Below are 25,286 nucleotides of genomic sequence, written 5' to 3'. Positions count from 1 at the left end.
GCCAGGCTCACAGGGCGGGTTTCCCTGTGGTGAACAGCCAGGTGTCGAAGAGATCGTCCAGCTGTCGCCCGCTGACCCGCTCGGCGAGGCGGATGAAGTCGTCGGTGTCCGCGTTGCCGTACCGGTGGAGCCGCGTCCAGGCGGGCAGCAGCTCGAAGAAGGCCTTGTCGCCGATGCGCTCGCGCAGCATCTGGAGGGTCATCGCGCCGCGCTGGTAGACGGCGGAGGCGAACATCGTGTCCCGCTGCGGGTCGGCGACCTTGATCTGCCAGAAGGCGGAGTCGGCGGGGCGGGCCTGGTAGCCGGCGAGGAAGGAGTCGTGGGCGGAGCGGGTGCCCTGGTGCTCGGCCCACAGCCACTGGGCGTAGGTGGCGAAGCCCTCGTTGAGCCAGATGTCCTTCCACCGCGCCACGCTCACCGAGTCGCCGAACCACTGGTGGGCCAGCTCGTGCACGATGGTCGTCTCGTTGCGCACGGCCGAGTAGGCGGGTTTGCTCTGCACCTCCAGCGAGAACCCGGCCTCCGGCATGTCGTCCACGATCGCGCCGGTCTCCTCGAAGGGGTACGGCCCGAAGACCTGCGACCAGTAGTCGGTGGCGGCGGCGGTGACGCCGTAGACGTCGACGTTGTTGCTGTTCTTCAGCGCGGGGTCGACGGCGACGTAGATCGGGATGCCGCCGGGGGTGCGCCCGGTGCGTACGTCGAACTTCCCGATGGTGGCGGTGGCGAGGTAGGTCGCCATCGGCTTCGACTCCCGCCAGTGGGTGTACGTCGAGCCGCCCTTGTCGTACGTCGACACCAGCCGGCCGTTGGAGACGGCGGTCAGGCCGCGCGGGGCCTTGATCCGGATGTCGTAGGTGGCCTTGTCGGCGGGGTGGTCGCTGGAGGGGAACCAGGTGGAGGCGGCGTTGGGCTCACAGGCGACGAAGACGCCGTCGCCGGTCTTCATCCAGCCGTAGGCCGAGCCGAAGACGATGGGGCCGCCGAGGGGCTCGGGTATGCCGCCGTAGGTGACGGAGACGGTGAACACGCGGCCCTCGGGGAGCGCCCGGCGCGGGGTGACGGTGATCTCGTCGCCGTCACGGGTGAACTCCGCCCGTCTGCCGTTGACCTCGACCCCGGTGACCTCCAGCCGCTGGAGGTCGAGGTCGAAGGAGGAGAGCTTCTGGGTGGCGCGCGCCGTGAGGGTCGTACGGCCGTCCAGGCGGCCGGTGTCCGGGGCGTAGGCGAGGGCGAGGTCGTAGTGGCGGGCGTCGTAGCCGCCGTTGCCGAGCTGCGGGAAGTAGGAGTCGCCGATGCCGGGGGCGCCGGGGGTGGGGGCGGAGGAGGCGGCGATGACGAGGAAGGAGGCCGCCGCGGTGGCCACGGCCCCCAGACGTGCCGAACGGGAGAGTGCCATGAATCGTCCCTTTCGAGCGTGCCGATCAGTGGTCGGACACGGAGGACTCTGCACTCTCCCGTTCGGGCATGTACATGACTTTGCCCAGTCGTCATGTGCTACTTGTCGGTCGACTCCTGGGTGTCGGCCTCGTTCGAGGTCTTGGCGCCGGGGCCGGTCTTCTTGCGGGAGGTCTCGACCGCTTCGGCGGCCTCGGCGGCCTCGGGAGCTTCGGCGGTCTCGGAGACCTCGTCGGACTCGGAAGCCTGGGCGGGCTCGGAAGCTTCCTCGGTCTCGGAAGCCTCGGCGGTCGCGGGGGCCTCCTCGGTCTCGGAAGCCTCGGCGGTCGCGGGGGCCTCCTCCGTCTCGGAAGCCTCGGCGGTCGCGGGGGCCTCCTCTGTGGCCTCGGTAGTCTCCGCAGCCTCGGAGGCCTCGGCGGTCTCCTCCGGCTCGGCAGCCTCCGCCGCCGCCGGCTCCTTCTCCGTCGCACCGCCGGAGGCCACCGCGTCCGGGACCAGTTCCGAGGCCTTCTTCGCCGCCGACAGCAGGACCGTGTCCTGCGGGGCCTGGTCGGCGAAGTTCTCCGGGTGGTGGCAGGCGACCCGCTGGCCCGGCTGCAGCTCGACGAGCTGCGGCTCGGTCGTCTTGCAGATCTGCGTCGCCTTCCAGCACCGGGTGTGGAAACGGCAGCCCGAGGGCGGGGCGATGGGCGAGGGCACGTCGCCGCGGAGCAGGATGCGCTCGCTCTTCTGGCCCCGGCGCTTCGGGTCCGGCACCGGTACCGCCGACATCAGCGCCTTGGTGTACGGGTGCATCGGCGTCTCGTACAGCGCGGTGCGGTCGGCCAGCTCCACGATCTTGCCGAGGTACATCACCGCGATCCGGTCCGAGACGTGCCGGACCACCGAGAGGTCGTGGGCGATGATCACGTAGGTCAGGCCCAGCTCCTGCTGGAGGTCGTCCATGAGGTTCACGACCTGTGCCTGGATCGACACGTCCAGCGCGGAGACCGGCTCGTCCGCCACGACCAGCTTCGGCTTCAGGGCGAGCGCGCGGGCGATGCCGATGCGCTGGCGCTGACCGCCGGAGAACTCGTGCGGGTAGCGGTTGTAGTGCTCGGGGCTGAGGCCGACCAGCGACAGCAGCCGCTGGACCTCCTTCTTCACCCCGCCCTCGGGCTCCACGCCCTGGAGCCGGAAGGGCGCCGAGACGATCGAGCCGATGGTGTGCCGGGGGTTGAGGGAGCCGTACGGGTCCTGGAAGATCATCTGGATGTCGCGGCGCAGCGGGCGCATCTGCCCCGTCTTCAGCCGCGTGATGTCCTGGCCCTCGAAGGTGATCTTCCCGCCGGTCGGGTCCTGGAGGCGGGTGATGACCCGGCCCATGGTCGACTTGCCGCAGCCCGACTCGCCGACCACGCCCAGGGTCTCGCCCTTGCGCACCTCGAAGTCGATGCCGTCGACGGCCTTCACGGCGCCGACCTGCCGCTGCAGGATGCCCTTCTTGATCGGGAAGTGCTTGGTCAGGCCCTCGACCCTGAGCAGCACCTCACGGTCCGCCGAGCCCTCGGAAGCCGACGCCTGCTGAGGGATCGCGGCCTCGTCCGTCTTCTTGGTCTCACTCACAGCTTGGGCGCAATCTCTTCGGTCCAGATCCGCTGGCGGTCCTCGGCCGAGAGGTGGCAGGCGGACCAGTGCCCGGTGCTCACCTGCTCCAGCTCGGGGCGCACCGTGCGGGTGACGTTCCCCTTGGGGATGTCCGCGTACGGGCAGCGCGGGTGGAAGGCGCAGCCCGAGGGGACGTTGATGAGGCTCGGCGGCGAGCCCTTGACCGGGATGAGCCGTTCGGAGGTCTCGCGGTCGATGCGGGGCATCGAGCCGAGCAGGCCCCAGGTGTAGGGGTGCTGCGGCTGTTCGAAGACCTCGTCGGCCGGCCCGCGCTCCACGCATCGGCCGCCGTACATCACGAGGACGTCGTCGGCGATCTCGGCGACCACACCGAGGTCGTGGGTGATCATGATGACCGCGGAGCCGAACTCCTTCTGCAGGTCCCGGATCAGGTCGAGGATCTGCGCCTGGACGGTCACGTCGAGGGCGGTGGTCGGCTCGTCCGCGATGAGCAGCTCGGGGTTGTTCACCAGCGCCATGGCGATCATCGCGCGCTGGCGCATACCGCCGGAGAACTCGTGCGGGTAGCCGTCGACGCGCTTGGCGGGTTCGGGGATGCCGACGCGGTCGAGCATCTCGATGGCCCGCGCGCGGGCGACCTTCTTGCTGACGTCGTGGTGCACCCGGTAGGCCTCGACGATCTGGTCGCCGACCTTGTAGTACGGGTGCATCGCGGACAGCGGGTCCTGGAAGATCATCGCCATCTCGCGGCCGCGGAGCTTGCGCACCTCGTCCGGGGCGGCGGAGACCAGTTCCTTGCCGTCCAGCCAGATCTCGCCGGACATCTGCACGTTCTTGCCGCGGGTGCCGAGCCGGTGCAGGCCCATGATGGCCTGCGAGGTGACCGACTTCCCGGAGCCGGACTCACCGACGATGGCGAGGGTCCTGCCCTTCTCCAGCGAGAAGCTGAGCCCGTCGACGGACTTGACCAGGCCGTCGTCGGTCGGGAAGTGCACCTTGAGGTCGCGGACCTCCAGGAAGGCGTCGGGCGTCTTGCCGGAGTCGGTGGGCTCGCCCACCGCGGCGCCGGTCTTGGAGAGTTCGGTCACGAGAGCCTCACCCGCGGGTCGGCGGCGGCGTAGAGCACGTCCACCACAAGGTTTGCGATCACGACGAAGAAGGCGGCGAGCAGGGTCACGCCGAGGATCTTGGGCAGGTCGTTGTCGGTGATGCCCTGCACCGCGTACTGGCCGACGCCGCCCAGCGAGAAGACGCTCTCGGTGATCACGGCGCCGCCGAGCAGCAGACCGAGGTCCATGCCGAACACGGTGATGATCGGGGTGAGGGCCGCGCGCAGACCGTGCCGGACCACGACGTTGCGCTCGCGCAGGCCCTTGGCGCGGGCCGTGCGGATGAAGTCCTCGTTCATCGTCTCCAGCATGCCCGAGCGGGTGAGCCGGGCGTAGATGGCGGAGTACAGCAGCGCCAGCGAACACCAGGCAGGGAAGAGGGTGTTGGCCCACTGCTCGGGGTTCTCGGTGAACGGGACGTAGTCGCGTCCGAAGATCGGCCAGTTGAAGACGAAGAGCAGGATCGCCAGGTTCCCCGTGAAGAACATGGGCAGCGAGACACCGGCGAGTGCGACGCCCATGAAGGTGCGGTCGAAGAACGAGCGCGGCTTCAGCGCGGAGATGACACCGATGACCACACCCGAGACGAGCCACATCACGGCGGCGCCCGCGGCCAGCGAGAGGGTGATCGGGATGCGCTGGGTGAGCTGCGGCCAGACCGCGACGTGGTCCTTGAAGGAGTAGCCGAAGCAGGGCACGTCGCAGTGCACCGTGGTGGGCCCGAGGTTGTAGTCGGCGCCGGCCACGATCCCCTTGATGAAGTGCCAGTACTGGACGTAGACGGGCTGGTCCAGACCGAGGTTGTGCTTGACCGCGGCGATGTCCGCCTTCGACGGGCTCTTGCCGATGTACTGCTGCGCCAGCTGGTCCGCTGTCTGGCCGGCGAGCCGTGGCAGCAGGAAGAAGATGGCAAAGGTGACCGCGGAGACGACCAGCAGCAGGATCACTGCCGCGAACGTCCGGCGGAGGATGTACGAGATCACGGGGATCGGCGCTGGTGCCCGCGGGCCGCGAAGCCCGCGGGCACCAATGCCTTCACCTGCCTTCCGGGGCTGCTACTTCGACGCGACGCCGATGTTGAGGTAGTCGTACTGACCGCTGAAGGCCGCCGTGGAAACCAGGTTGGTGTAGTTCTGCGGGCGGGCCAGCAGGACCTTGAAGTAGGTCAGCGGGACGAGGACGGCGTCGTCCATGGTCTTCTTGTCGATCTGCGTGTAGAGGCTGTTGCGCTCATTGTCGTCCTGAGTGCCGATCGCCTTGGACAGCAGGTCGTTGACGTCCTTGTTGTCGTACTGCGACAGGTTGGTGTTACCGGACTGGCTGATCGCCTTGCCGTTCAGGATCTGCTGCAGGAAGCCGTAGCCGGAGGGCCAGTCGGCACCCCACTGCATCATCTCCAGGCCGATGTTCTGCTTCTTGGTGAACTTCGGCACACCCGCGTAGTCGGTGAAGTACTTACCGGACGGGAACTGCTTGAGGGTGGCGTTGATGCCGACCTTCTTCAGCGAGTTGATGATCGCCGTGGCGGCGTCGATCTCCTGCGGACGGTCCGAACGGGCCGAGATGTTCGTCGAGATCGACGTCTTGCCGCAGGCCTTCAGCTGCTCCTTGGCCTTGGCGACGTCACCCTTGCTGTCCTTGGTGGCGTAGGCGTCGGCCTTGGCGTAGCCCGGGATGTCCGGCGGCAGGACCGTGGAGGCGATCTCACCGCGGATCGGGCCGCCCTCGGCGGTCTGCACCGAGACCTTGTCGATGGCGTACTGGACGGCCTTGCGGCACTCGACCTTGTCGAACGGCGCGACCGTGGTGTTGATCGCCATGTAGACCAGACGGCCACCGTAGGTGTTGTCCGTGTTGGCCTTCTTCGACGGGTCGGTGATGACCTGGGCCTGCGTCGCGGCCTGGACACCCGTGCCGCCGAGGTCGATCGCGTTGCCCGCGAGGACGTCCTTGTCGATCGTCTCCGGGTTGACCTTCAGCTTGACGACGATCTTGTCCGGCAGCTGCTTGCGCAGCGGGTCCGTCTTGGCGTCCCAGTTCTCGTTGCGGACCAGGACGGCCTGCTGGCCCTCCTGGTAGCTCTCGAACTTGTACGAGCCCGAGGAGACGATGTGCTTGACGTAGTCGACGCCCGTGTCCTTCGCCTTGGGCACCGGCGCCGTCTGCGGGGCGGCGACCAGGTAGTCGAACTCCTGGAAGGCCTGCTTCAGGTGGAAGACGATCGTGGTCTCGTCCGGCGTCTCGATGGAGGACAGGCCCTTGTCGCTCTTGTCCTTGTACGGGCCCTTGTACTTGTCGCCGCCGGCCAGGAACTGCTGGAAGTAGTTCGGGCCGAGGGAGAGCACGTCACGCGCGAAGTTCGAGCGCTCGACGGCGTACTTGACGTCCTTCGAGGTGATCGGCGTGCCGTCCTCGTACTTCAGGCCCGACCGCAGCTTGTACGTCCAGGTCTTGCCGCCGTCGCTCGGGACGCCCTTGCTCGCCGCGAGGTCCGGGACGAGGGTGTTGCCCTCCTCGCCGGGACCGGGCTTGAAGGTCATCAGCGGGCGGGCCCACAGCCGGCTGAGGTTGTACATGTACGCGTAGTACGTGTTGCCCGGGTCGAACGAGTCCGGGACGTCGGACAGCTCGTAGGTGAGCGTGCCGCCCTTCTTGTCGGACGCGTTGACGACGCCCTTGGTCGCGGCGTTGGCCCCGGCCGACTTGGTGCCGTTCTCGTTCTTGTTGTCATCGGCCTTGCTGCAACCCGAAAGAAACAGGCTGGCGGAGCCGATGGCCGCGATCGCGGCCAGCGCTGACCTTCGCATGATGGGCGCTTTCCCCTCCATAGATTGGAAACTTGTCGGGCTCTCTGCGGCAGGCGTCAGCGGCTGCGCGGGTCGAGAGCGTCGCGGAGACCGTCACCCAGCAGGTTGAACGCCAGGACGGTGACGAAGATGGCGAGACCAGGGACGATCATGAACATCGGGTCGACCTGGTAGAAGTTGACCGCCTCGCGGAGCATGCCGCCCCAGGACGCCTGCGGGGGCTGGATGCCGACGCCGAGGAAGCTCAGGGACGCCTCGAAGAGGATGTTGGTCGGGATGAGCAGCGTCGAGTAGACGATGATCGGGCCGACCAGGTTGGGCATCAGCTCCCGGAACAGGATGTACGGAGCCTTGGCGCCCATGCCCCGGGAGGCGTCCACGAACTCGCGCTCGCGCAGGGCGAGGGTCTGGCCCCGGACGATCCGGCCCAGGTAGGGCCAGTTGAAGAAGCCGATGACGAAGATCAGCACGCTCAGGTGGAGCGGCAGTCCGTCCAGGCCGAACGCGCCGCCCTGGAGGGTGGCGGAGATGGAGATGGCGAACAGCAGGAGGGGGAAGGCGAGGAACGTGTCCATCAGCCGGCTGATGATCGAGTCCACCCGTCCGCCGTAGTAGCCCGCGATGACGCCCATGACGGCGCCGATCACGTTGGACAGGATCGTGGCGCCGAAGGCGACCACCAGCGACACCCAGGAGCCCTCCAGGATGCGGGTGGCGATGTCCCGGCCGAACTTCGGGTCCACACCGAGCGGGTGATCCGCGCTCATGCCGCCGAGGCTGCCCTTCGGCAGCGAGGTGTCCGGGCTGATCAGGTCCTGGTTGAAGGCGTTGGGGTCGAGCCCGAACACGGACTGGATGGGGCGCGAGAGGATCGCGACGAGGATCAGCAGGACGACGATGATGCCGCCCGCGACGGCGACCTTGTCCTTCTTGAACCGGGTCCAGGCGATCTGGCCCAGGGAACGACCCTCGATCTGCCCCTTTCCGGCACCCTCCAGCACAGCCTCCGGCTGTGCCTCGGCTGCCGCCCCGGTGGTCTCGATCGGTGCGGTCACGGTGAGCGACCCCTCTCGCCGGTGGTGACCGGCCTGCGCCTGCCGCGGATTGCGGCTTTGTCGACTTGCCATCGAGCATGAGGTCTCGACCTCACGTCTGAGTCGGGAGTCTTCAGCGTCGTCGCGATCACCCGCCAGAGCTGGCGGCGAAAGTATGCGCAACCGTGATGCAGTCCGGGGGATTCCGTTATCCGATCAGCGGGTAACGAGCATCGGACGCGGTCCAGTTGGGGCAGAACGGCGAATCTACGCGGTTCGGGACGATCGGGCGATGTCTACGCGCGCAGAAGTGTTTCGGGCCTGTAAATTCTGCGGCCCGGGCCGAAAAGGCCCGTCACTCCGCCCGGTTGTCAGTAACCGCCGTGCACCGGTGGGTAGCCGTATCCGCCGGCCGGGGCCTGCGGCGGGACGGGGGCCTGGAGCTGCGGCTGGGGCTGCGGCTGCGGCGCGGGGACGTGGGCCTCGCGGTCGTAGAAGGGGCGCGCGTTGGCCCGCATCCACATCACCACCGGGTCGTAGTCGTCGGTCATCGCGACCGTCGACACCGGCAGCCCGTCCGGGACCGCGCCGATGGACTGCTGCATCATCGCGCGCACCGAGTCGACCGCGGCCGGCGAGGTGTCGTACACATCCAGGCCGATGGCGAGATACGGCGCCCCGAGCGCCGGCTGCACCCAGGCGCGGCGCAGCGAGCGCAGCGCGGGGGTGCGGTGCGCGTTCTGCGCGAGCAGGGCGTAGAACTGGGGGATCTCGATGCCGGGCTCCGACAGCCGCAGGGGTCCCGCGGGCTGGCGGTCCAGGCCGGTGGCGATGCGGCGCAGATCCAGCCAGGGGATGCCCACGCCGCCGCCCTGGGCGTGCGGGTTGAGCCAGAGGCCGTAGTGGTCGGGGTAGAGGGTGCGGGCCACGTCCAGGCCGTCGACCACTTCGTACGAGCGGTTCCAGCCGCTGGCCGACAGCTCCTGGGCGGAGGTGACACAGGGGGCGTAGTGGAAGCCGTCCACCTCCATGTCCCCGTACTGGGCGTCCGGGGAGCCGGCCTGGCCGTGCCACAGGAGCATCCAGATCTGGCCGGAGGAGGGGGTGGCGAGGGCGCGGAGCAGGGCCTCGTAGGCGTCGTAGCGTCCGGGCGTGACCTGGCGCAGCGTGTGCTCGACGCTTCCGCTGTGGCTCGCGCTCACCTGTCGTGCCCTTCTCTTTTCAGTGCCCCTGCGTTGGGAGACAGCTTATGCGCCCAGTGGCTCGGGGCCTCATGTCCGTGTGCGGGCGCGGGTGCGTTGTGGCTTGTCGCGCAGTTCCCCGCGCCCCTGGGCGGGTTCAGTGGCCGTGCTGGTAGAAGGGGCGGACGTTCGTCTTCAGCCATGTGGACACCGGGTCCGCCGTCACGTCCATGAGGACCAGGCTGACCGGCCACCGGACCGGGAACTTGCCCAGGGCACGGCCCAGGGCGTCCAGGGGGCGGGTGCGGAGGTCGCCCTCCCACTGGGAGAGTTCCACGCCCACGAACATCACCGGGTCGGCCGTCTCGATGGCGGCCAGACAGCGGCGGGCGGTGAGGACCACGCCGGTCTCGGCGAACTCGGCGGAGGCGGCGGAGAGGAAGTCGACCGGGTCGTCCTGCCAGTCGGGCTCGAAGAGGCGGACGCGGGCGCCGGCGTTGGGGCCGTCGAGCGGGGTGCGGCCGGCCCGGCACAGCTCGGCCACGGCGTCGGGCGGCAGCGGGATGCCGACCACGCCGCCCGGGTTGACCGCGATGCCCGCCTGCGGGGGCAGGCCGCGGGCGAACTCCACGGCGGGCGCGATGGTGTACGACATGTGGGCACCGGCCACCTGGCGCAGCTGTTCCTCGGAGCTGAACACCGGGACGTACGTCTGGCCGTCGATGTCCGTCGTCGGCAGGTCCAGCGGGCCGCTGTGCGGGCCCCCGCCGTTCGGCAGCGGTATCCACAGGAAGCTGCGGCCGAGGACCTCGATGATCCGGCCGCCCGCCGAGGGGACGCCGAGGGAGGCCGAGAGCACCTCCTCCAGCTCGTTGCCGGGCCACCCGCCGTGCGGGTGGGGGTGCGCCTGTGCCGGGAAGTCCGCGGGAAGGTCCGCCGGGAAGTCCATCTGCCTACCGCCTGCTGGGGATCACTGCTGTGCGCGAAAAGGCTAGCGGGTGGCTGTGACAGCCCCTCACCGAGTGAAGCCCGTACCCCTCACCGGGTGAAGCCGACGCGGCCGAGGACGTCAGCCGCGTCCCGGTCCAGCAGCACGGCCGCGCCGACGCCGGCGGGCAGCTCGCCCTTCTCCACCGCGCGCAGCAGGCGGGCGGTGGTACGGCGGTGACGGCGGAAGGCGTAGCGGGAGACGCCCCGGCCGCGCTCGCGCTGGCCGTCCCGGGCCGTCTCGGGGCTGACGTCGAGGAGGAGCAGGTGCAGGGTGGCGCCCCGGCGCCGGGCCTCGCGGGCCAGCCAGGCGCGCACCCAGGGCTGGGTGCCGCAGTCGTGCACGACGACTCCCTCGCCGGTGCGCAGGGCGCGGCGCAGTCCGGCGTAGTGGGCGAGGCGGACCAGGGGGCGGTACAGGGCGTAGGGGAGGAAGCCGGGGACGCGGGCCTGCCAGCGGTCGCGGGTGTCCTGGGAGTCGATGCGCCGGCCGGTGACCGCGCGGTGCATCAGGGTGGACTTGCCGCTGCCGGGCAGACCGGTGATCACCACCAGGTCGCGGGGGCCGAAGAGCAGGGCGTGCGGGCTGCGGCCGGCACGGTCGCGCAGGTCCCGCACGACCGGTGCGGGGCGGTCCGCGGACCGCTCGCGGGACAGGGCGGGGGGCTGCTCGGGCACCGCGATGCCGGCGTTGGTGGCGTAGGCCGAGGTCCTGTTCACCGTGATCGTCCTCCCCAGTGGGCTCGGTCATCCCCATGCCCGTTGTATGTAAAGAGAAGGTAATGCGCAACGGTCGGCGGTTCGTGTACGTACTGCCACAGGTTGGTTACAAGGAGCGTGCTCTGGCTGGCCGGGGTGCGGCGTGCAATGATGAGCCCGCCAACTGCATACCGGCCGTTTGAATCCGCGCGGGAGAGTCCCTGGCAGCACTGATGCCGGGGCGCCGAAGGAGCAAGTCCCTCCCTTGAATCTCTCAGGCCCCGTTACCGCGCGGGCGAGGCACATCTGAAAAGCGGGCCGCTGCGACAGTGGCCCCACCCAAGGTGCAAGCCGTGATCGTCCCCGTGGCGGTCGTGGCGAACCTCTCAGGTTCCGATGACAGATGGGGAGGAACGTTCCTCGCCCCATCCCTGTGCCCTGGGAGACGACCGTCCGATGAGCAGTACCGAACTCCGTCACACCGCGCTCGACGCGCTGCATCGCTCGCTCGGTGCGACGATGACCGACTTCGCCGGCTGGGACATGCCCCTGCGCTACGGCTCCGAGCGCGACGAGCACCTTGCCGTGCGCACCAAGGCCGGTCTCTTCGACCTCTCCCACATGGGCGAGATCACCGTCACCGGCGCCGAGGCCGCCGCTCTCCTGAACTTCGCCCTGGTCGGCAACATCGCCTCCGTCGGTGTGGGCCGCGCCCGCTACACCATGATCTGCCAGGCCGACGGCGGCATCCTGGACGACCTGATCGTCTACCGGCTGGCCGAGACCGAGTACATGGTCGTGGCCAACGCCTCCAACGCCCAGGTCGTCCTGGACGCGCTCACCGAGCGCGCCGCGGGCTTCGACGCCGAGGTCCGTGACGACCGAGACGCGTACGCGCTGATCGCCGTGCAGGGCCCGGAGTCCCCCGGCATCCTGAAGTCGCTCACCGACGCCGACCTGGACGGTCTGAAGTACTACGCCGGTCTGCCCGGCACGGTCGCCGGCGTCCCGGCGCTGATCGCCCGCACCGGCTACACCGGCGAGGACGGCTTCGAACTGTTCGTGAAGCCGGAGCACGCCGTCGAACTGTGGCAGGCCCTGACCAAGGCCGGCGAGGGTGTCGGCCTGGTGCCCTGCGGGCTGTCCTGCCGGGACACGCTGCGCCTGGAGGCGGGCATGCCGCTGTACGGGCACGAGCTGACCACCTCCCTCACGCCGTTCGACGCCGGGCTCGGCCGAGTGGTGAAGTTCGAGAAGGAGGGCGACTTCGTCGGCCGGGAGGCGCTCGCGCAGGCCGCCGCCAGGGCGCAGGAGAACCCGCCGCGGGTGCTCGTCGGCCTGGTCGCCGAGGGCCGCCGGGTGCCGCGTGCCGGGTACGCCGTCGTCGCCGGCGGCGAGGTGATCGGCGAGGTCACCTCCGGCGCCCCCTCCCCCACCCTGGGCAAGCCGATCGCCATGGCTTACGTCGACGCCGCGCACGCGGCGCCGGGCACCGAGGGCGTCGGCGTGGACATCCGGGGCACCCACGAGCCGTACCAGGTCGTGGCGCTGCCGTTCTACAAGCGTCAGAAGTAGAGACTGAGCGCGGTCGCCCGTCCCCGGGACCCCGGTCCCGTGGCCGGCACGTGACCCTGCGCACATTCGCCCGCTCACCAGCGGTTTCCGCAGTCCCCCCGTCATCAGCACTCCCGCGTGTACAGGAGAATTCAGGCCATGAGCAACCCCCAGCAGCTGCGCTACAGCAAGGAGCACGAGTGGCTGTCGGCCGCCGAGGACGGCGTCGCGACGGTCGGCATCACGGAGCACGCGGCCAACGCGCTCGGTGACGTCGTCTTCGTCCAGCTCCCCGAGGTCGGCTCCACGGTGTCCGCGGGCGAGACCTGCGGCGAGCTGGAGTCGACGAAGTCGGTCTCCGACCTGTACTCGCCGGTCACCGGTGAGGTCACCGAGGTGAACGAGGACGTCGTCAGCGACCCGTCGCTGGTGAACTCCGCTCCCTTCGAGGGCGGCTGGCTGTTCAAGGTACGCGTCGCGGAGGAGCCGGCCGATCTGCTCTCCGCCGACGAGTACACCGCCTTTTCCGCCGGCTGAGGAGTCGTAGCCGTATGACTGTTCTGAACACGCCCCTGCACGAGCTGGACCCGGAGATCGCCGCCGCGGTCGACGCCGAGCTGAACCGTCAGCAGTCGACCCTGGAGATGATCGCCTCCGAGAACTTCGCGCCGCTCGCGGTGATGGAGGCGCAGGGCTCGGTCCTCACCAACAAGTACGCCGAGGGTTACCCGGGCCGCCGCTACTACGGCGGCTGCGAGCACGTCGACGTCGCCGAGCAGATCGCCATCGACCGGGTCAAGGAGCTGTTCGGCGCCGAGTACGCCAACGTGCAGCCCCACTCCGGCGCCTCCGCGAACCAGGCGGCCCTGTTCGCGCTGGCCCAGCCCGGGGACACCATCCTCGGCCTGGACCTGGCGCACGGCGGCCACCTGACCCACGGGATGCGGCTGAACTTCTCCGGCAAGCAGTTCGACGTGGTCGCCTACCACGTGGACGCCGAGACCGGCCTGGTCGACATGGCCGAGGTCGAGAAGCTCGCCAAGGAGCACCGCCCGAAGGTGATCATCGCGGGCTGGTCGGCGTACCCGCGGCAGCTGGACTTCGCCGAGTTCCGCCGGATCGCCGACGAGGCCGGGGCGTACCTGTGGGTCGACATGGCGCACTTCGCGGGCCTGGTCGCCGCCGGTCTCCACGCGAACCCGGTGGAGTACGCGGACGTCGTCACCTCGACCACCCACAAGACGCTGGGCGGCCCGCGCGGCGGCATCATCCTCGCCAAGAAGGACTTCGCGAAGAAGCTGAACTCCTCCGTCTTCCCGGGCTTCCAGGGCGGTCCCCTGGAGCACGTGATCGCGGCGAAGGCGGTCTCCTTCAAGGTCGCCGCCTCGGAGGACTTCAAGGAGCGCCAGCGTCGTACGGTGGAGGGTGCGCGCATCCTCGCCGAGCGGCTGACGGCTCCGGACGCGCGCGAGGCCGGCGTGAACGTGCTGTCCGGCGGCACCGACGTGCACCTGATCCTCGTGGACCTGCGTGCGTCGGAGCTGGACGGGCAGCAGGCCGAGGACCGCCTCCACGAGGTCGGCATCACGGTCAACCGCAACGCCGTCCCGAACGACCCGCGGCCGCCGATGGTCACCTCGGGTCTGCGCATCGGTACGCCGGCCCTGGCGACCCGCGGCTTCACGGCCGAGGACTTCGCCGAGGTCGCGGACGTGATCGCGGAGGCGCTGAAGCCGTCCTACGACGCGGAGGCCCTGAAGGCGCGCGTGAAGGCGCTCGCCGACAAGCACCCGCTGTACGCGGGTCTGAACAAGTAAGTCCCCGGTGGGGCACCCGCACGAGGGTGCCCCGCCACCCCCTGTTGTCTTGAGGAGTGACCGTGGCCATCTCGGTCTTCGACCTGTTCTCGATCGGCATCGGCCCGTCCAGCTCCCACACGGTCGGCCCGATGCGGGCGGCGCGGATGTTCGCCCGCCGCCTGCGCAACGAAAGCCTGCTGGAGCAGGCCGCCTCCGTCCGCACGGAGCTGTACGGCTCCCTGGGCGCGACCGGGCACGGCCACGGCACCCCCAAGGCCGTCCTGCTCGGCCTGGCCGGCGACTCCCCGCGCACGGTGGACGTGGAGACGGCGGACGCGCGCGTGGAGGCGATCAGGGCCGAGGGCCGGATCAAGCTCCTCGGCGAGCACGAGATCGCCTTCGACTTCGACCAGGATCTCGTGCTGCACCGCCGCAAGGCCCTGCCGTACCACGCCAACGGCATGACGCTGTGGGCGTACGACGCCGACGGCAAGGAACTGCTCTCCAAGACGTACTACTCGGTCGGCGGCGGCTTCGTCGTGGACGAGGACGCGGTGGGCGCGGACCGGATCAAGTTGGACGACACGGTCCTGAAGTACCCGTTCCGCACAGGCGACGAGCTGCTGCGCCTGACGAAGGAGACGGGCCTGTCGATCTCCTCCCTGATGCTGGAGAACGAGCGGGCCTGGCGCTCCGAGGAGGAGATCCGCGCGGGCCTGCTGGAGATCTGGCGGGTGATGCGCGAGTGCGTGCAGCGGGGCATGTCCCGTGAGGGCATCCTGCCCGGCGGTCTGAAGGTCCGCCGCCGCGCGGCCGTCTCGGCCCGCCAGCTGCGCGCCGAGGGCGACCCGCTGGCGCACGCCATGGAGTGGATCACGCTCTACGCGATGGCGGTGAACGAGGAGAACGCGGCCGGCGGCCGTGTGGTGACGGCCCCCACCAACGGCGCGGCCGGCATCATCCCGGCGGTCCTGCACTACTACATCAACTTCGTGCCGGGCGCCGACGAGGACGGCGTGGTCCGCTTCCTGCTGGCCGCGGGCGCCATCGGCATGCTCTTCAAGGAGAACGCGTCCATCTCCGGGGCCGAGGTCGGCTGCCAGGGCGAGGTGGGCTCCGCCTGTTCCATGGCGGCGGGCGCGCTCGCCGAGGTGCTCGGCGGCTCCCCCGAACAGGTGGAGAACGCGGCCGAGATCGGCATGGAGCACAACCTCGGCCTGACCTGCGACCCGGTCGGCGGCCTGGTCCAGATCCCGTGCATCGAGCGCAACGGCATGGCCGCGGTGAAGGCGGTCACCGCGGCGAAGATGGCGATGCGCGGCGACGGCTCCCACAAGGTGTCCCTGGACAAGGTCATCAAGACGATGAAGGACACCGGCGCGGACATGAGCGTGAAGTACAAGGAGACGGCTCGGGGCGGGCTCGCGGTGAACATCATCGAGTGCTAGTCCGCCGGACCGGCGGGACGGCGAAGGGGAGGCGGATCGCGGGGGATCCGCCTCCCTTCGCCGTCCCTGGGCGGATCAGCCGGCCGAGACCGCCTGCTTCCACAGCGTGTAGGCGACACCGTCGGCGCTCCGGTTCAGGCCGGTGGCGTTGATGTTGGCGGTGGTGTCGCAGGAGGAGTGGTAGCAGCGGTCGTACGCGGCGCCCGCCGTACCGCCCCACTTGGCCGCCTGCGCCGAGGTCTTGCGGGCGCTCGCGCCCATGGCGTAGCCGGAGGTCGGGATGGAGTACGCCTCGAAGGAGTAGTCGTCGGAGCGGCCCGCGCCCTCGGTGTTCTCCTCGGGCCTGAGGTTCAGCGAGTCCCAGTACGCCTTCATCGGCGCGGCGGCGGTGGAGTTGATGTGGTTGATGAAGTAACCGCCGTTGGGCGAGGCGACCATGTCGAAGTTGTAGTACGCCTTGATCGCCGAGCGCTGGGCGGAGGTGAGGGAACGGACGTAGAAGTCCGAGCCGTTGAGGCCCGCCTCCTCGTCCGTCCACCAGCCGAAGCGGACGCGGGCCGCCATCGAGGGACGGCTCTCGGCGAGTTTCAGCGCGACCTCCAGGAGGGTCGCGCTACCGGAGCCGTTGTCGTTGATGCCGGGGCCGGCGGAGACGCCGTCGAGGTGTGAGCCGAACATGTACACCTTCGACGCGTCGCCGTAGGGCCACTCGGCGATCAGGTTGGGTCCGGCACCGCGGGTGCAGCCGGAGGTGCAGGCCTGCTCGGTGACGGTGTAGCCGGCCGCCTGGAGCTTGCCCTTCACATAGGCGACCGAGTCGCGGTAGCCCTGGCCGGTCGATCTGCGGTTGCCGCCGTTGCGGCCGGCTATGGCGTTGAACTCGGTGAGGTGCGCCTGGACCCTGGTGACGTCGATGTCGGGCGCGGCCGCGGTCAGGGTGGGGGCCGAGGGGCGTGGGGAGGCCGCTTCGGCGTTGAGGGGCAGCGCGGCGAGGCCGGCGGCGGCCGTGACGAGCGCGAGGCCTGTCAGGGGGAGTCTTCTCGGTCGTAACACCGTGTCTCCTTGTGGGGTGGAGGAAACGTGAGGTGAGCGTCGGGCCGGGGTGGGCCGAGCCGCGTCACCATGATGAGCATGCGCATGCCAAGCGCTCGCCAAGCATAATTCCGGGAAGGATGTTCCGCCTGGGGCTACCACACGGTAACCGCACGGCCCTACGCTGCCGCCAATTCCGTTCCGACCAAGGGAAGTTGGCGCATGCGTGGATTGAGACGGCTGGCGGCGCTCGTGGGCGCCGCCGCTCTGTTGGCGGTGGCACCGGGCAACGCCCACGCGGTGTCGCCGAAGTTCTCCGAGACGACGGCCATCGGGACGCACAACGCGTACGAGAAGACCAAGTACACATACTTCGCCCAGGCGCTGGACTCCGGGGCCTCACTGCTGGAGCTGGACGTCTACGTCGACAGCCTCAGCCACCGCTGGCGGGTCAGCCACAGCAACCCGCTGGGCAACGACAACAACTGCGAGGCGGCGAAGACCCCGGGCGAGCTGTACAGCAAGAGCCGCAACCAGGACCTCGGCAGCTGCCTGGACAACATGGCCGCCTGGAACCAGCTCCACCCCGACCACCCGCCGATCCTCGTCAAGGTCGAGCTGAAGGTCGGCTTCAACGACAAGGCGGGCCTGGGGCCGGACGAGTTCGACACACTGGTCGCGCAGAAGCTGGGCGGCAGCGTCTTCAAGCCGGCCGACCTGCTCGGCGGGACGTACAGCACGCTGGACGCGGCGGCGAAGGCGAACGCGTGGCCCGGCCGGGACTCCCTGAAGGGCAAGTTCCTCTTCGACCTGATCCCGGGCACGGTGGAACAGTCCAACCCGTTCGACAGCTACTGGACGGACGAGGAGTACGGCGACCATCTGCGGGACCTGTACGCGGCCGGCCGCATCTCCTCCGCCCAGGCCTTCCCGGCCGTGCTCGGCGCCGCGAACGGCGACCCGCGCACCAGCCGCTACGACGCCTCGATCCGCCCCTGGTTCGTGTTCTTCGACGGTGACGCGGCCAGTTACGTGAGCAACGGCTACGACACCTCGTTCTACTCCGCGAACCACTACATCCTGATCGCCACCGACGCCCACAACGTCTCCCCGGCGATCTCCTCCACCAACCCGACGGACGCCGAAGTCGCCGCGCGGCTGGCGCTGTTGGCCGAGAGGCACGCGAGTCTGATCACTTCGGACTGGTCGGCGAAGTCCGCGTCGGTGCTGAGTTCGGTGACCAGCCGGAGCTGAGGTTCCGGACCGGGGCTCACGGGGGACAACCTTCACATGCTGCATGGCATCGACGTGAGCGCCTTCCAGTCCTCCTCCTACGGGACGGACGGCCTCTCCTTCGTCTTCATCAAGGCGACGGAGGGCCGTTCGTACGTCAACCCGAAACTCGCGGCCCAGACCAAGCGCGCCCGCGACGCGGGCCTGGTCGTCGGCTTCTACCACTTCCTGTGGCCGGGCAACCTCACCGCCCAGGCCGAGTACTTCCTCAGCCATGCCCCCGACCGCCGCGGCGACCTCCTCGCCGTCGACTGGGAAAGCACGGGCGAGGGTACCCACGCGAGCAACGCGGAGAAGGACCGCTTCATCCGCAAGCTCAAGGAGCTACGACCGCACAACCGGGTCGTGCTCTACTGCAACCGCCACTTCTGGTTGAACATCGACACCACCTCCTACGCCGGGGACGGGCTGTGGATCGCCGACTACGTCACCGCGGGCAAGCCGCGCATCAAGGCGAAGTGGCGGTTCCACCAGTACACCAGCGAGCCCCACGACAAGGACGTGGCGCGTTTCACCGACAAGGACGACCTGCGCGACTGGGCCACGCCGTAGGGCCCGGACGGGAGCCTCAGGCCCGGAAGTCCGCAGGGCGCTCCGGGGTGGCTTCCGCCAGGGCCTTCCGCACGGCGGGCGTGCCGGCGCGGAGGCCGTAGACCGGGGTGCCGGGCTGCTGGCGCCAGGAGTCGGCGACGGTGCCGGCGTCGACCGTGTCGAAGCCCAGTTCGTCGATCAGGGCGCGGACGGTGCGCTTGGCGGTCTCGTCGTCGCCGGCGACGGGGAGGGCCATGCGGTCGGGGTCGCCCGCGGGGCGGGGGCGGTCCAGGATGTCCTGGGCGTAGGTGCCGTTGAAGGCCTTGATCACGGGGTGGCCGAGGTGCTGCTCGGTCCAGCGGCTCTCGGTGAGGCCCTCGTCCTCGATGGCGGCGATCCGGCCGTCGCGCTGCGGGTAGTAGTTGCCGGTGTCGATCACCGCGACGCCCTCGGCCGCGCCGTCCAGCAGGCCGGAGGGAAGGTCGGGGACGGCCTTCAGGGGGACGGTGACGATCACGACCTCGGCGTCCTTGGCCGCGTCCTCGGCCCGGACCGGGGTGGCGCCGGTCTCCTCGGCCAGTTCCCGGAGCGTCTCGGGGCCGCGGGAGTTGGCGACGGAGACGTCATGACCGAGGGCGGTGAGCCGCCGGGTCAGGTTGCCGCCGATGTTGCCCGCGCCGATGATGCCGATCTTCATGGCTGACCTTCCCACAATTCATGCGTGTGCATGCTTCTGTCCTCCGGGTCAACCTCGCTCCCGCCCGGGGTATTCCGCGGCGGCGGCATGACGAAGGGGGTGCCCGGGCCGTTCGGGCGGGCACCCCCTGTCGTCATCGGGTCACTTGCTCAGGTAGGCCCAGAACTCGTCGAACGACAGCACCTTGTCGCCGTCGAGGTCGCGGGACTTGATGATGGCCTCCGCGACCGCCTCGGTGACGTTCCAGTCACCTTCCTGCGCCAGGGCGGACTTGAACTCCGCTGCGGTGATGAATCCGTCACCGTCCGCGTCGATCCGCTGGAACTGCTTGCGTGCTTCCTCGATGTCCGCCACCGATCCGCCCCTTTTGTTCGTGTTTCTCATGCCGTGCTGGCGTACTGACGCTGGTCAGATTAACGGCCCGCACCAAACCGGAGTGCGGCGACCACCCAGGGACCTCTGGGAGGCTGGGCCTTCCAGAGGGCGGAGACTCAAGGAGCGGGCTTGGAGACCTTGCGGGACATTCTCGACGCGGCGGCGGCCGGGGTCTTCCCGCCGCCGGACGGCGGTACGACGGTCGTACCGCAGCCCTCGCCGAGGGACGTCGGGGTGATGTCGTTCACCGCGCACACCGTGATCTTCACCGACGAGGACCCGGCGTGGATCCGCGCGACCCTGGCCGGCCTGGAGTGCGATCCCCTGGCGGCCACGCTGAACCCGTGGTTCCTGACCGCTCTCCTGGAGCGGACCGGACGCCGTACGGAGACCGTCGACGCGGTCCTGGTGGGCTCGCCGCTGCCGGGCGAGCCCCCGCTCGCGCTGACGGAGATACGGGACGCCGGGCACCCCCGAGCGCGTTACGCCCGGCGCCGGCGCGACGACGTCCGGGTCTGGACGGCGGACGGCGGGGTGCTGGTCATGGGACGCGGGGTCGCCGGGCGGCTGGAGGTGTCGGTCGAGGTGGACGGCGACGCCCGGCACCGGGGGCTCGGGCGGCTGCTGGTGACCGCCGCCCGGCAGCTCGCCACCGAGCCGCTGTGGGCGCAGGTCGCCCCAGGGAACGCCCGCAGCCTGCGGGCGTTCCAGGCGGCCGGGTACCGTCCGGTGGGAGCGGAGCTGCTGCTTCAGCGGAAGATGCCGGTGTGCCCCAGTGAGTAGCGGCCGGGCTGGGGGTAGACGGCGAGGCCGTGGGGGCCGCTGCCGACCTTGATGCGGGCCAGTTCGGCGCCGGTGCGGGTGTCGATGGCGTACACCTCGGCGTTGTAGCGGCCGGACAGCCACAGGACCTTGCCGTCGGCGGAGACACCGCCCATGTCGGGGCTGCCGCCGCCGGGCAGGCGCCACTTCCTGGTGAGCCGGTCCTGGGTGAAGTCGAAGACGGAGACGGTCCCCTCGCCACGGTTGGAGATGTACATCTCGCGGGAGTCGCGGCTGACGTAGAGGCCGTGGGCGCCCTTGCCGGTGGCCAGGAACCGGGGCCGGGTGAACTTGTCGCCGTCCAGGATCCACACACCGTGGGCCATCATGTCGGCGATGTAAAACAGTTTGCCGTCCGGGGAGATCTTGACGTCCTGCGGCATCGCGCCGCGCAGCGGCAGCTTCTCCTGGGCGACGACCTTCATCCTGGCCGTGTCGACCTTCAGGATCTCGCCGCTGAACTCGCAGGAGACGATGAAGTAACGGCCGTCGACGGAGAAGTCGGCGTGGTTGACGCCGTAGCAGCTGACCGGGACGGCCTTGACGACCTTCATGGTGTGCGCGTCCCGGAAGACCAGCTGGCGGTCCATGGAGGCCATGACGACGGCGTACTTGCCGTCGGGCGTGAAGTACAGGTTGTACGGGTCGTGCACGTCGACCGGCTCGCCGGCCTTGCCGGTCCGCGGGTCGATCGGGGTGAGGCTGTTGCCGAGGTCGTTGTTGACCCAGAGGGTCTTCAGGTCCCAGGACGGCACGACGTGCTGGGGCTGGCGGCCGACCTTGATGGTCTCGACGACCCGGTAGGTGGCGGGGTCGATGACGGTGACGGTGTCGGAGTTGGTGTTGGGGACGTACACCCGGGCGGGGAAGTCCTTGACCACGGGCGAGAGCCGGTTCGGCCGGTCGGCGGCGTACAGGTCGGCCGGGTTCTCGACCGGTGGCATCCCGGGCAACACGTTCACCTGCGGCTTCTTCACCTGCGGCCGGATCGGCGCCTTGCTGGCGAGGGCCTCGCTCTCGTGGTGCCCGCTGCCGCCGCACGCGGAGAGCAGGGTCAGGGCGGTGACGGCGGCACCGGCGGCCAGCAGGCGGGCGGCTTTCGTGGTTCGCATCAGCTCAGCAGCTCCGTGGTGGTGACCGCGCGCAGTCCGCGGCGGCCGAGTTCGGTCAGGACGTCGGGGAGGGCGGCGACCGTGTCGGGGTACCCGAAGTGCAGGCTCACCACCGATCCGTTGCGCACGCCGGCGAGGACCTCGCGGGTGACGGCGGCGGCGCCGGGGCGGGTGTAGTCGAGCGAGTCGACGTCGTACGACAGCACGTGCGGGTAGCCGGCGGCGCGGGCCAGCCGGGCGACGAGGGGGGAGGCGGACGGGGCGCGGGAGGGCCGGAACCAGGTGCCGATGGAGCCGGTGAGCCGCTTCAGCCGTTCGGCGCAGTCGGTGATCTCCCGGCGGGCCTCCGCCTCGGCCAGGGTGTTGATGCCGATGTGCCGCTGGGTGTGGTTGCCGAGGTCGTGGCCGCCGTCGAGGATGCGGCGGGCGAGGCCCGGGTGTTCGTCCAGCCAGGTGCCGACGGCGAGCACGGTGAGCCGGGCGCCGTACCGCTCGGCCGTCGTGAGCAGCGCGCGGGCGAGGGCGGGGTCGCCCTGGCCGTGGAAGGTGAGGGCCACCTGGGGGCGGGTGCGCGGGCCGTGGGTGATCTGGGCGGGGTGGCCGGGGTAGGCCCGGGGGGCGGGGGCCGCCGTAGGGGAGGCGGAGCGGGAGGGGGAGGCCGGGGCGGGGGGCGGAGCGGCTGCCTGGCCGGTGCCGCACCCGGTGGCGAGGGCACCGCCGGCCACGATTCCGGCGCCGGCGCGCAGCATGTCACGGCGGTGGGTGGAGGTCACACGCACCATTTAAGGGCGATGTGGTGAGAAAACCGGCGATTAGCCCGATATGCCATGGCGTCGGGTCGTGCGGCAGCACCCCGGACACGGTTACCGGTCCGCGACCCTCATCTCGAACCACGTCGTCTTGCCCCGCGGCAGCAGGTCGACGCCCCAGCGGTCGGAGAGCTTGTCCACCAGGAACAGTCCGCGTCCGCTGACGTCGAGTTCCTGGACCGGCATCAGACAGGGGAGCCCGCGCGAGGGGTCGCGGACCTCGACCCGGATCCAGCCGGGGCGGCGGCGCATCCGCAGGCCGAAGACCCGGGCGCCGGTGTGCCGTACGGCGTTGCCGACGAGTTCCGAGACGAGTAAGACGGCGTCCTCGGCCAGTTTGGGGGTGAGCCGCCAGGTGCGCAGGACGACGACCTGGGCGAGCCGGCGGGCGGTGGCCGCGGACTCGGGGCGGGACGGCAGCGGCACCTCCGCCTCCGTGGGGTTCCCGAACAGTTCGAGCGCCTTGAGCGCCTGTTCGTCCTCGACCGCGGGCGACCAGCGTGCCGCGGCTGCACGGCTGTGTCCCCGCGGCTGTTCGATGCCCTCCAGCCCCGCCATGCCCCCATGATGGCCGTCCGGAGCCGTCTTGGGGGCCGTTCCGGGGGAATACGCCCCCCGCACGCCCCCCTTCCGCACCTGTCGAGCGGCATATGCCGTCGGCATGTCGATGTCCGGTACGTCCCTGCTGACCTGCGGCGACGGCTCGCTTTCCGGCAATCGACGGACTCCCTCGACGCAGCAGGCTTAAGGCTGCCTTAAGGCTCCCATAAACCGCCCCATCGAGGGACCCGAATGAGACGACGCGTCAACGGCAAGGGACCCCGCCGGAGTAGGCGGAGTGATCACACGGTTGACGGTCAGACGAACTTGGCCTTGCCCGGCCCCTCCTCCACGAAGCTGCGCATGCCCCGCTCGCGGTCCTCGGTGGCGAACAGGCCCGCGAACCAGTTGCGTTCGACGGCGAGCCCGGTGTCGATGTCGGCCTCCAGACCGGTGTCGACGGACTCCTTCGCCGCGCGCAGCGCGATCGCCGGGCCCTGGGCGAGCCTGGCGGCCCAGGCGTGCGCCTGCGCGTACACCTCGGCGGCCGGGACGACCCGGTCCACCAGGCCGATGGCGAGGGCCTCGTCGGCCTTGACCTGACGGCCCGTGAAGATGAGGTCCTTGGCCTTGGAGGGGCCGATCAGCCGGGGCAGCCGCTGGGTGCCGCCGGCGCCCGGGATGAGGCCGAGCAGGATCTCGGGCTGGCCGAGCTTGGCGTTGTCGGCGGCGATGCGGTAGTCGGCGCACAGGGCCAGCTCGCAGCCGCCGCCGAGCGCGTAGCCGGTGATGGCGGCGACGACGGGCTTGGGGATGCGGGCCACGGCGGTGAAGGAGTCCTGCAGGGCGCGGGAGCGGCGGACCATCGCGGCGTGGTCCATGTTCTGCATCTCCTTGATGTCCGCGCCCGCCGCGAACACCCGCTCGCCTCCGTAGATGACCACGGCGCGCACGTCGTCGCGGTCCGTGGCCTCCTCGGCCAGCTCCTTCAGCCGGTCCTGGGTGGCGATGTCCAGCGCGTTCATCGGCGGCCGGTCCAGCCGCAGGGTGCCGACGCCTTCGGCGACTTCGAGAGAGACGGTCATGGAGGTCAGGTTAACGGCCACTAACGACAGTGGGCCCGGTGCCGTTCCTCACAGCACCGGGCCCGTACGTCAGCGGAGGCTCACTTCTTCCACTCGGACCAGGACATGTTCCAGCCGTTGAGGCCGTTGTCCGGGGCCACCGTGGCGTCGTGGGAGTTCTTGACGACCACCACGTCACCGATCATCGAGTGGTTGAAGAACCAGGCGGCCGGGACGGAGCTGTCGTAGCCGCCGCGCACGTCGCGCAGGCCCACGCAGCCGTGGCTGGCGTTGTAGTTGCCGAAGGCGCCGCCGCCCCAGTAGTTGCCGTGGATGAAGGTGCCGGAGGTGGTGAGGCGGATGGCGTGCGGGACGTCCTTGATGTCGTACTCGCCGCCGTAGCCGACGGTCTCGCCGTTCATGCGGGTGACGGTGAGCTTCTCGCTCATGACCATCTGACCGTTCCAGGTCTCGTAGCCCGGCTTGCCGGTGGTGACCGGGAGCGTCTTGACGACCTTGCCGTCCTGCGTGACCTTCATCGTGCGCTTCTCGGCGTCCACGACGGAGACCTGGTTGCGGCCGATGGTGAACTTCACGGTCTTGCGCTGCTTGCCGTAGACGCCGTCGCGGCCCTCGACGCCGTCCAGGTCGAGGTCGACGGTGACCTTGGTGCCGGCCTTCCAGTATTTCTCGGGACGGAAGTCCAGGCGGTCGTTGCCGAACCAGTGGCCCTCGACGTCGACGGCCGGCTCGGTCTTGATGCGTATGGCCTTCTCGACCGCGTCCGGGCTGGTGATGCCCCGGGTGAAGCGTATGGAGAACGGCATGCCGACGCCGACCGTGGAGCCGTCCTCGGGGGTGAAGGTACCGACGAAGGTGTTCTTCGGGGTGAGCGTGGTGAAGGTGGCGTCCTCGGCGGCCTCACGCCCCTCGGAGTCCTTGGCGACCGCGTGCACCGTGTACTTGGTGGCCGCGGCCAGATGGGTCGCCGGCGTCCAGGAGGAGCCGCCGCCGGTGATGGCGCCCTCGACCTTCGTGCCCTTGGCGTCCTTGACGGTGACCTCGGTCAGCTTGCCCTGGGCCACGCTGACCTTGAGCGCGCCGCTGGTGTCGACGCCGGTGGCCCCGGACTTGGGCGCGATGCTGACGGCGGCCGTGGACTGCCCGCCCTTCCCACCGCCGCCCTTGCCCTTGCCGTCCCCGGAACCGGACCCGGAGTCATCGCCTCCGCCGCACGCGGTGATCGTCAGCACCAGGGCGCCGGCTATGACCGCCAGTCCCCTACGGCCCCGCCGCCCCCGAGCCGACGCCCCCGCTACAGGCCGCATGTTCAAGTTGTTCTCCCCTCGCCGGGCCCCTGCTCAGGCCCGTTCCCCACCACTTCGGT

General features: G+C 69.9%; 23 protein-coding genes, 1 pseudogene and 2 riboswitches. Of the genes and pseudogenes, 7 read left to right on the top strand and 17 right to left on the bottom strand.

Going from position 1 to position 25,286, the window contains the following annotated elements; translation table 11 throughout:
• Positions 1-7 precede the first annotated feature (7 nt).
• The 9 genes from ACZ4U1_RS25655 to ACZ4U1_RS25615 form a co-directional block, all read right to left on the bottom strand.
• Complete coding sequence (locus ACZ4U1_RS25655) at positions 8-1,399, bottom strand: M1 family metallopeptidase (RefSeq protein ID WP_467906313.1); 1,392 nt, start codon at positions 1,397-1,399, stop codon at positions 8-10.
• A 98-nt stretch (positions 1,400-1,497) separates the two neighbouring features.
• Positions 1,498-3,003, bottom strand: coding sequence for an ABC transporter ATP-binding protein (locus ACZ4U1_RS25650; RefSeq protein WP_467906312.1), 1,506 nt, complete (start codon positions 3,001-3,003; stop codon positions 1,498-1,500).
• Positions 3,000-4,094, bottom strand: coding sequence for an ABC transporter ATP-binding protein (locus ACZ4U1_RS25645; RefSeq protein WP_467906310.1), 1,095 nt, complete (start codon positions 4,092-4,094; stop codon positions 3,000-3,002). The genes ACZ4U1_RS25650 and ACZ4U1_RS25645 overlap by 4 nt, the downstream gene beginning before the upstream one ends.
• Complete coding sequence (locus ACZ4U1_RS25640) at positions 4,091-5,098, bottom strand: ABC transporter permease (RefSeq protein ID WP_467906308.1); 1,008 nt, start codon at positions 5,096-5,098, stop codon at positions 4,091-4,093. Before ACZ4U1_RS25640 ends, ACZ4U1_RS25645 begins: the two co-directional genes overlap by 4 nt.
• Positions 5,099-5,170: 72 nt before the next feature.
• Positions 5,171-6,922: an ABC transporter substrate-binding protein gene (locus ACZ4U1_RS25635; RefSeq protein WP_467906306.1), complete on the bottom strand. Its 1,752-nt coding sequence runs from the start codon at positions 6,920-6,922 to the stop codon at positions 5,171-5,173.
• A gap of 56 nt (positions 6,923-6,978) precedes the next feature.
• Positions 6,979-7,977, bottom strand: a complete 999-nt coding sequence (locus ACZ4U1_RS25630; RefSeq protein WP_467906305.1) for an ABC transporter permease — start codon at positions 7,975-7,977, stop codon at positions 6,979-6,981.
• 350 nt (positions 7,978-8,327) lie between these two features.
• On the bottom strand, positions 8,328-9,158 hold the full coding sequence (locus ACZ4U1_RS25625) for an enhanced serine sensitivity protein SseB C-terminal domain-containing protein (RefSeq protein ID WP_467906303.1): 831 nt from the start codon (positions 9,156-9,158) through the stop codon (positions 8,328-8,330).
• A gap of 136 nt (positions 9,159-9,294) precedes the next feature.
• Complete coding sequence (locus ACZ4U1_RS25620; RefSeq protein WP_467906302.1) at positions 9,295-10,086, bottom strand: enhanced serine sensitivity protein SseB; 792 nt, start codon at positions 10,084-10,086, stop codon at positions 9,295-9,297.
• Positions 10,087-10,175: 89 nt separating this feature from the next.
• The gene (locus ACZ4U1_RS25615; RefSeq protein ID WP_467906301.1) at positions 10,176-10,844 is read right to left on the bottom strand and encodes an AAA family ATPase; all 669 of its coding nucleotides are present in this window, start codon (positions 10,842-10,844) and stop codon (positions 10,176-10,178) included.
• Positions 10,845-11,023: 179 nt separating this feature from the next.
• Positions 11,024-11,123, top strand: a riboswitch (glycine riboswitch).
• Positions 11,124-11,236: riboswitch (glycine riboswitch) on the top strand.
• Between the two features lie 43 nt (positions 11,237-11,279).
• Between ACZ4U1_RS25615 and gcvT the strand changes: the two genes are divergently transcribed.
• From gcvT to ACZ4U1_RS25595, 4 genes are all read left to right on the top strand, one after another.
• Positions 11,280-12,398, top strand: coding sequence for a glycine cleavage system aminomethyltransferase GcvT (gcvT, locus tag ACZ4U1_RS25610; RefSeq protein ID WP_467906299.1), 1,119 nt, complete (start codon positions 11,280-11,282; stop codon positions 12,396-12,398).
• 138 nt (positions 12,399-12,536) lie between these two features.
• Entirely contained in the window at positions 12,537-12,914 is a 378-nt protein-coding gene (gcvH, locus tag ACZ4U1_RS25605) for a glycine cleavage system protein GcvH (protein ID WP_467906297.1), read from the top strand.
• Between the two features lie 14 nt (positions 12,915-12,928).
• Entirely contained in the window at positions 12,929-14,194 is a 1,266-nt protein-coding gene (gene glyA / locus ACZ4U1_RS25600; protein ID WP_467906296.1) for a serine hydroxymethyltransferase, read from the top strand.
• A gap of 62 nt (positions 14,195-14,256) precedes the next feature.
• A complete protein-coding gene (locus ACZ4U1_RS25595; protein ID WP_467906294.1) occupies positions 14,257-15,624 on the top strand; it encodes an L-serine ammonia-lyase in 1,368 nt (455 codons plus the stop codon).
• 78 nt (positions 15,625-15,702) lie between these two features.
• On the opposite strand, the pseudogene ACZ4U1_RS25590 reads toward ACZ4U1_RS25595, so the two are convergent.
• A pseudogene (locus tag ACZ4U1_RS25590) lies at positions 15,703-16,608 on the bottom strand (M28 family metallopeptidase); the annotation flags it as partial.
• A gap of 270 nt (positions 16,609-16,878) precedes the next feature.
• Here ACZ4U1_RS25590 and ACZ4U1_RS25585 point away from each other — a divergent pair.
• Both ACZ4U1_RS25585 and ACZ4U1_RS25580 read left to right on the top strand, forming a co-directional pair.
• Positions 16,879-17,910, top strand: coding sequence for a phosphatidylinositol-specific phospholipase C domain-containing protein (locus ACZ4U1_RS25585; RefSeq protein ID WP_467906292.1), 1,032 nt, complete (start codon positions 16,879-16,881; stop codon positions 17,908-17,910).
• A gap of 36 nt (positions 17,911-17,946) precedes the next feature.
• On the top strand, positions 17,947-18,501 hold the full coding sequence (locus tag ACZ4U1_RS25580) for a glycoside hydrolase family 25 protein (protein WP_467906290.1): 555 nt from the start codon (positions 17,947-17,949) through the stop codon (positions 18,499-18,501).
• Positions 18,502-18,517: 16 nt separating this feature from the next.
• Here the strand turns inward: ACZ4U1_RS25580 and ACZ4U1_RS25575 are convergent, their stop codons facing one another.
• Positions 18,518-19,177, bottom strand: a complete 660-nt coding sequence (locus tag ACZ4U1_RS25575; protein ID WP_467906289.1) for an NADPH-dependent F420 reductase — start codon at positions 19,175-19,177, stop codon at positions 18,518-18,520.
• Between the two features lie 141 nt (positions 19,178-19,318).
• Positions 19,319-19,531: an EF-hand domain-containing protein gene (locus tag ACZ4U1_RS25570; protein WP_467906669.1), complete on the bottom strand. Its 213-nt coding sequence runs from the start codon at positions 19,529-19,531 to the stop codon at positions 19,319-19,321.
• Between the two features lie 150 nt (positions 19,532-19,681).
• Between ACZ4U1_RS25570 and ACZ4U1_RS25565 the strand changes: the two genes are divergently transcribed.
• Positions 19,682-20,335 (top strand): GNAT family N-acetyltransferase, encoded by a 654-nt coding sequence (locus ACZ4U1_RS25565; protein WP_467906287.1) that lies wholly within the window; start codon positions 19,682-19,684, stop codon positions 20,333-20,335.
• Here the strand turns inward: ACZ4U1_RS25565 and ACZ4U1_RS25560 are convergent.
• The 5 genes from ACZ4U1_RS25560 to ACZ4U1_RS25540 form a co-directional block, all read right to left on the bottom strand.
• Positions 20,302-21,486: a YncE family protein gene (locus ACZ4U1_RS25560; protein ID WP_467906285.1), complete on the bottom strand. Its 1,185-nt coding sequence runs from the start codon at positions 21,484-21,486 to the stop codon at positions 20,302-20,304. The genes ACZ4U1_RS25565 and ACZ4U1_RS25560 overlap by 34 nt on opposite strands.
• Positions 21,486-22,268, bottom strand: coding sequence for a polysaccharide deacetylase family protein (locus tag ACZ4U1_RS25555; RefSeq protein WP_467906283.1), 783 nt, complete (start codon positions 22,266-22,268; stop codon positions 21,486-21,488). Before ACZ4U1_RS25555 ends, ACZ4U1_RS25560 begins: the two co-directional genes overlap by 1 nt.
• 81 nt (positions 22,269-22,349) lie before the next feature.
• On the bottom strand, positions 22,350-22,853 hold the full coding sequence (locus tag ACZ4U1_RS25550) for an ATP-binding protein (RefSeq protein WP_189306010.1): 504 nt from the start codon (positions 22,851-22,853) through the stop codon (positions 22,350-22,352).
• 299 nt (positions 22,854-23,152) lie between these two features.
• Positions 23,153-23,920: an enoyl-CoA hydratase/isomerase family protein gene (locus ACZ4U1_RS25545; RefSeq protein ID WP_467906281.1), complete on the bottom strand. Its 768-nt coding sequence runs from the start codon at positions 23,918-23,920 to the stop codon at positions 23,153-23,155.
• 80 nt (positions 23,921-24,000) lie between these two features.
• The gene (locus tag ACZ4U1_RS25540) at positions 24,001-25,227 is read right to left on the bottom strand and encodes a L,D-transpeptidase (RefSeq protein ID WP_467906280.1); all 1,227 of its coding nucleotides are present in this window, start codon (positions 25,225-25,227) and stop codon (positions 24,001-24,003) included.
• Between the last annotated feature and the right edge of the window lie 59 nt (positions 25,228-25,286).

This window comes from Streptomyces sp. NPDC028928 (genome assembly GCF_055564915.1).
Note: the sequence above shows the minus strand (reverse complement) of the source record. Positions and strands in the feature narration are given on the sequence as shown.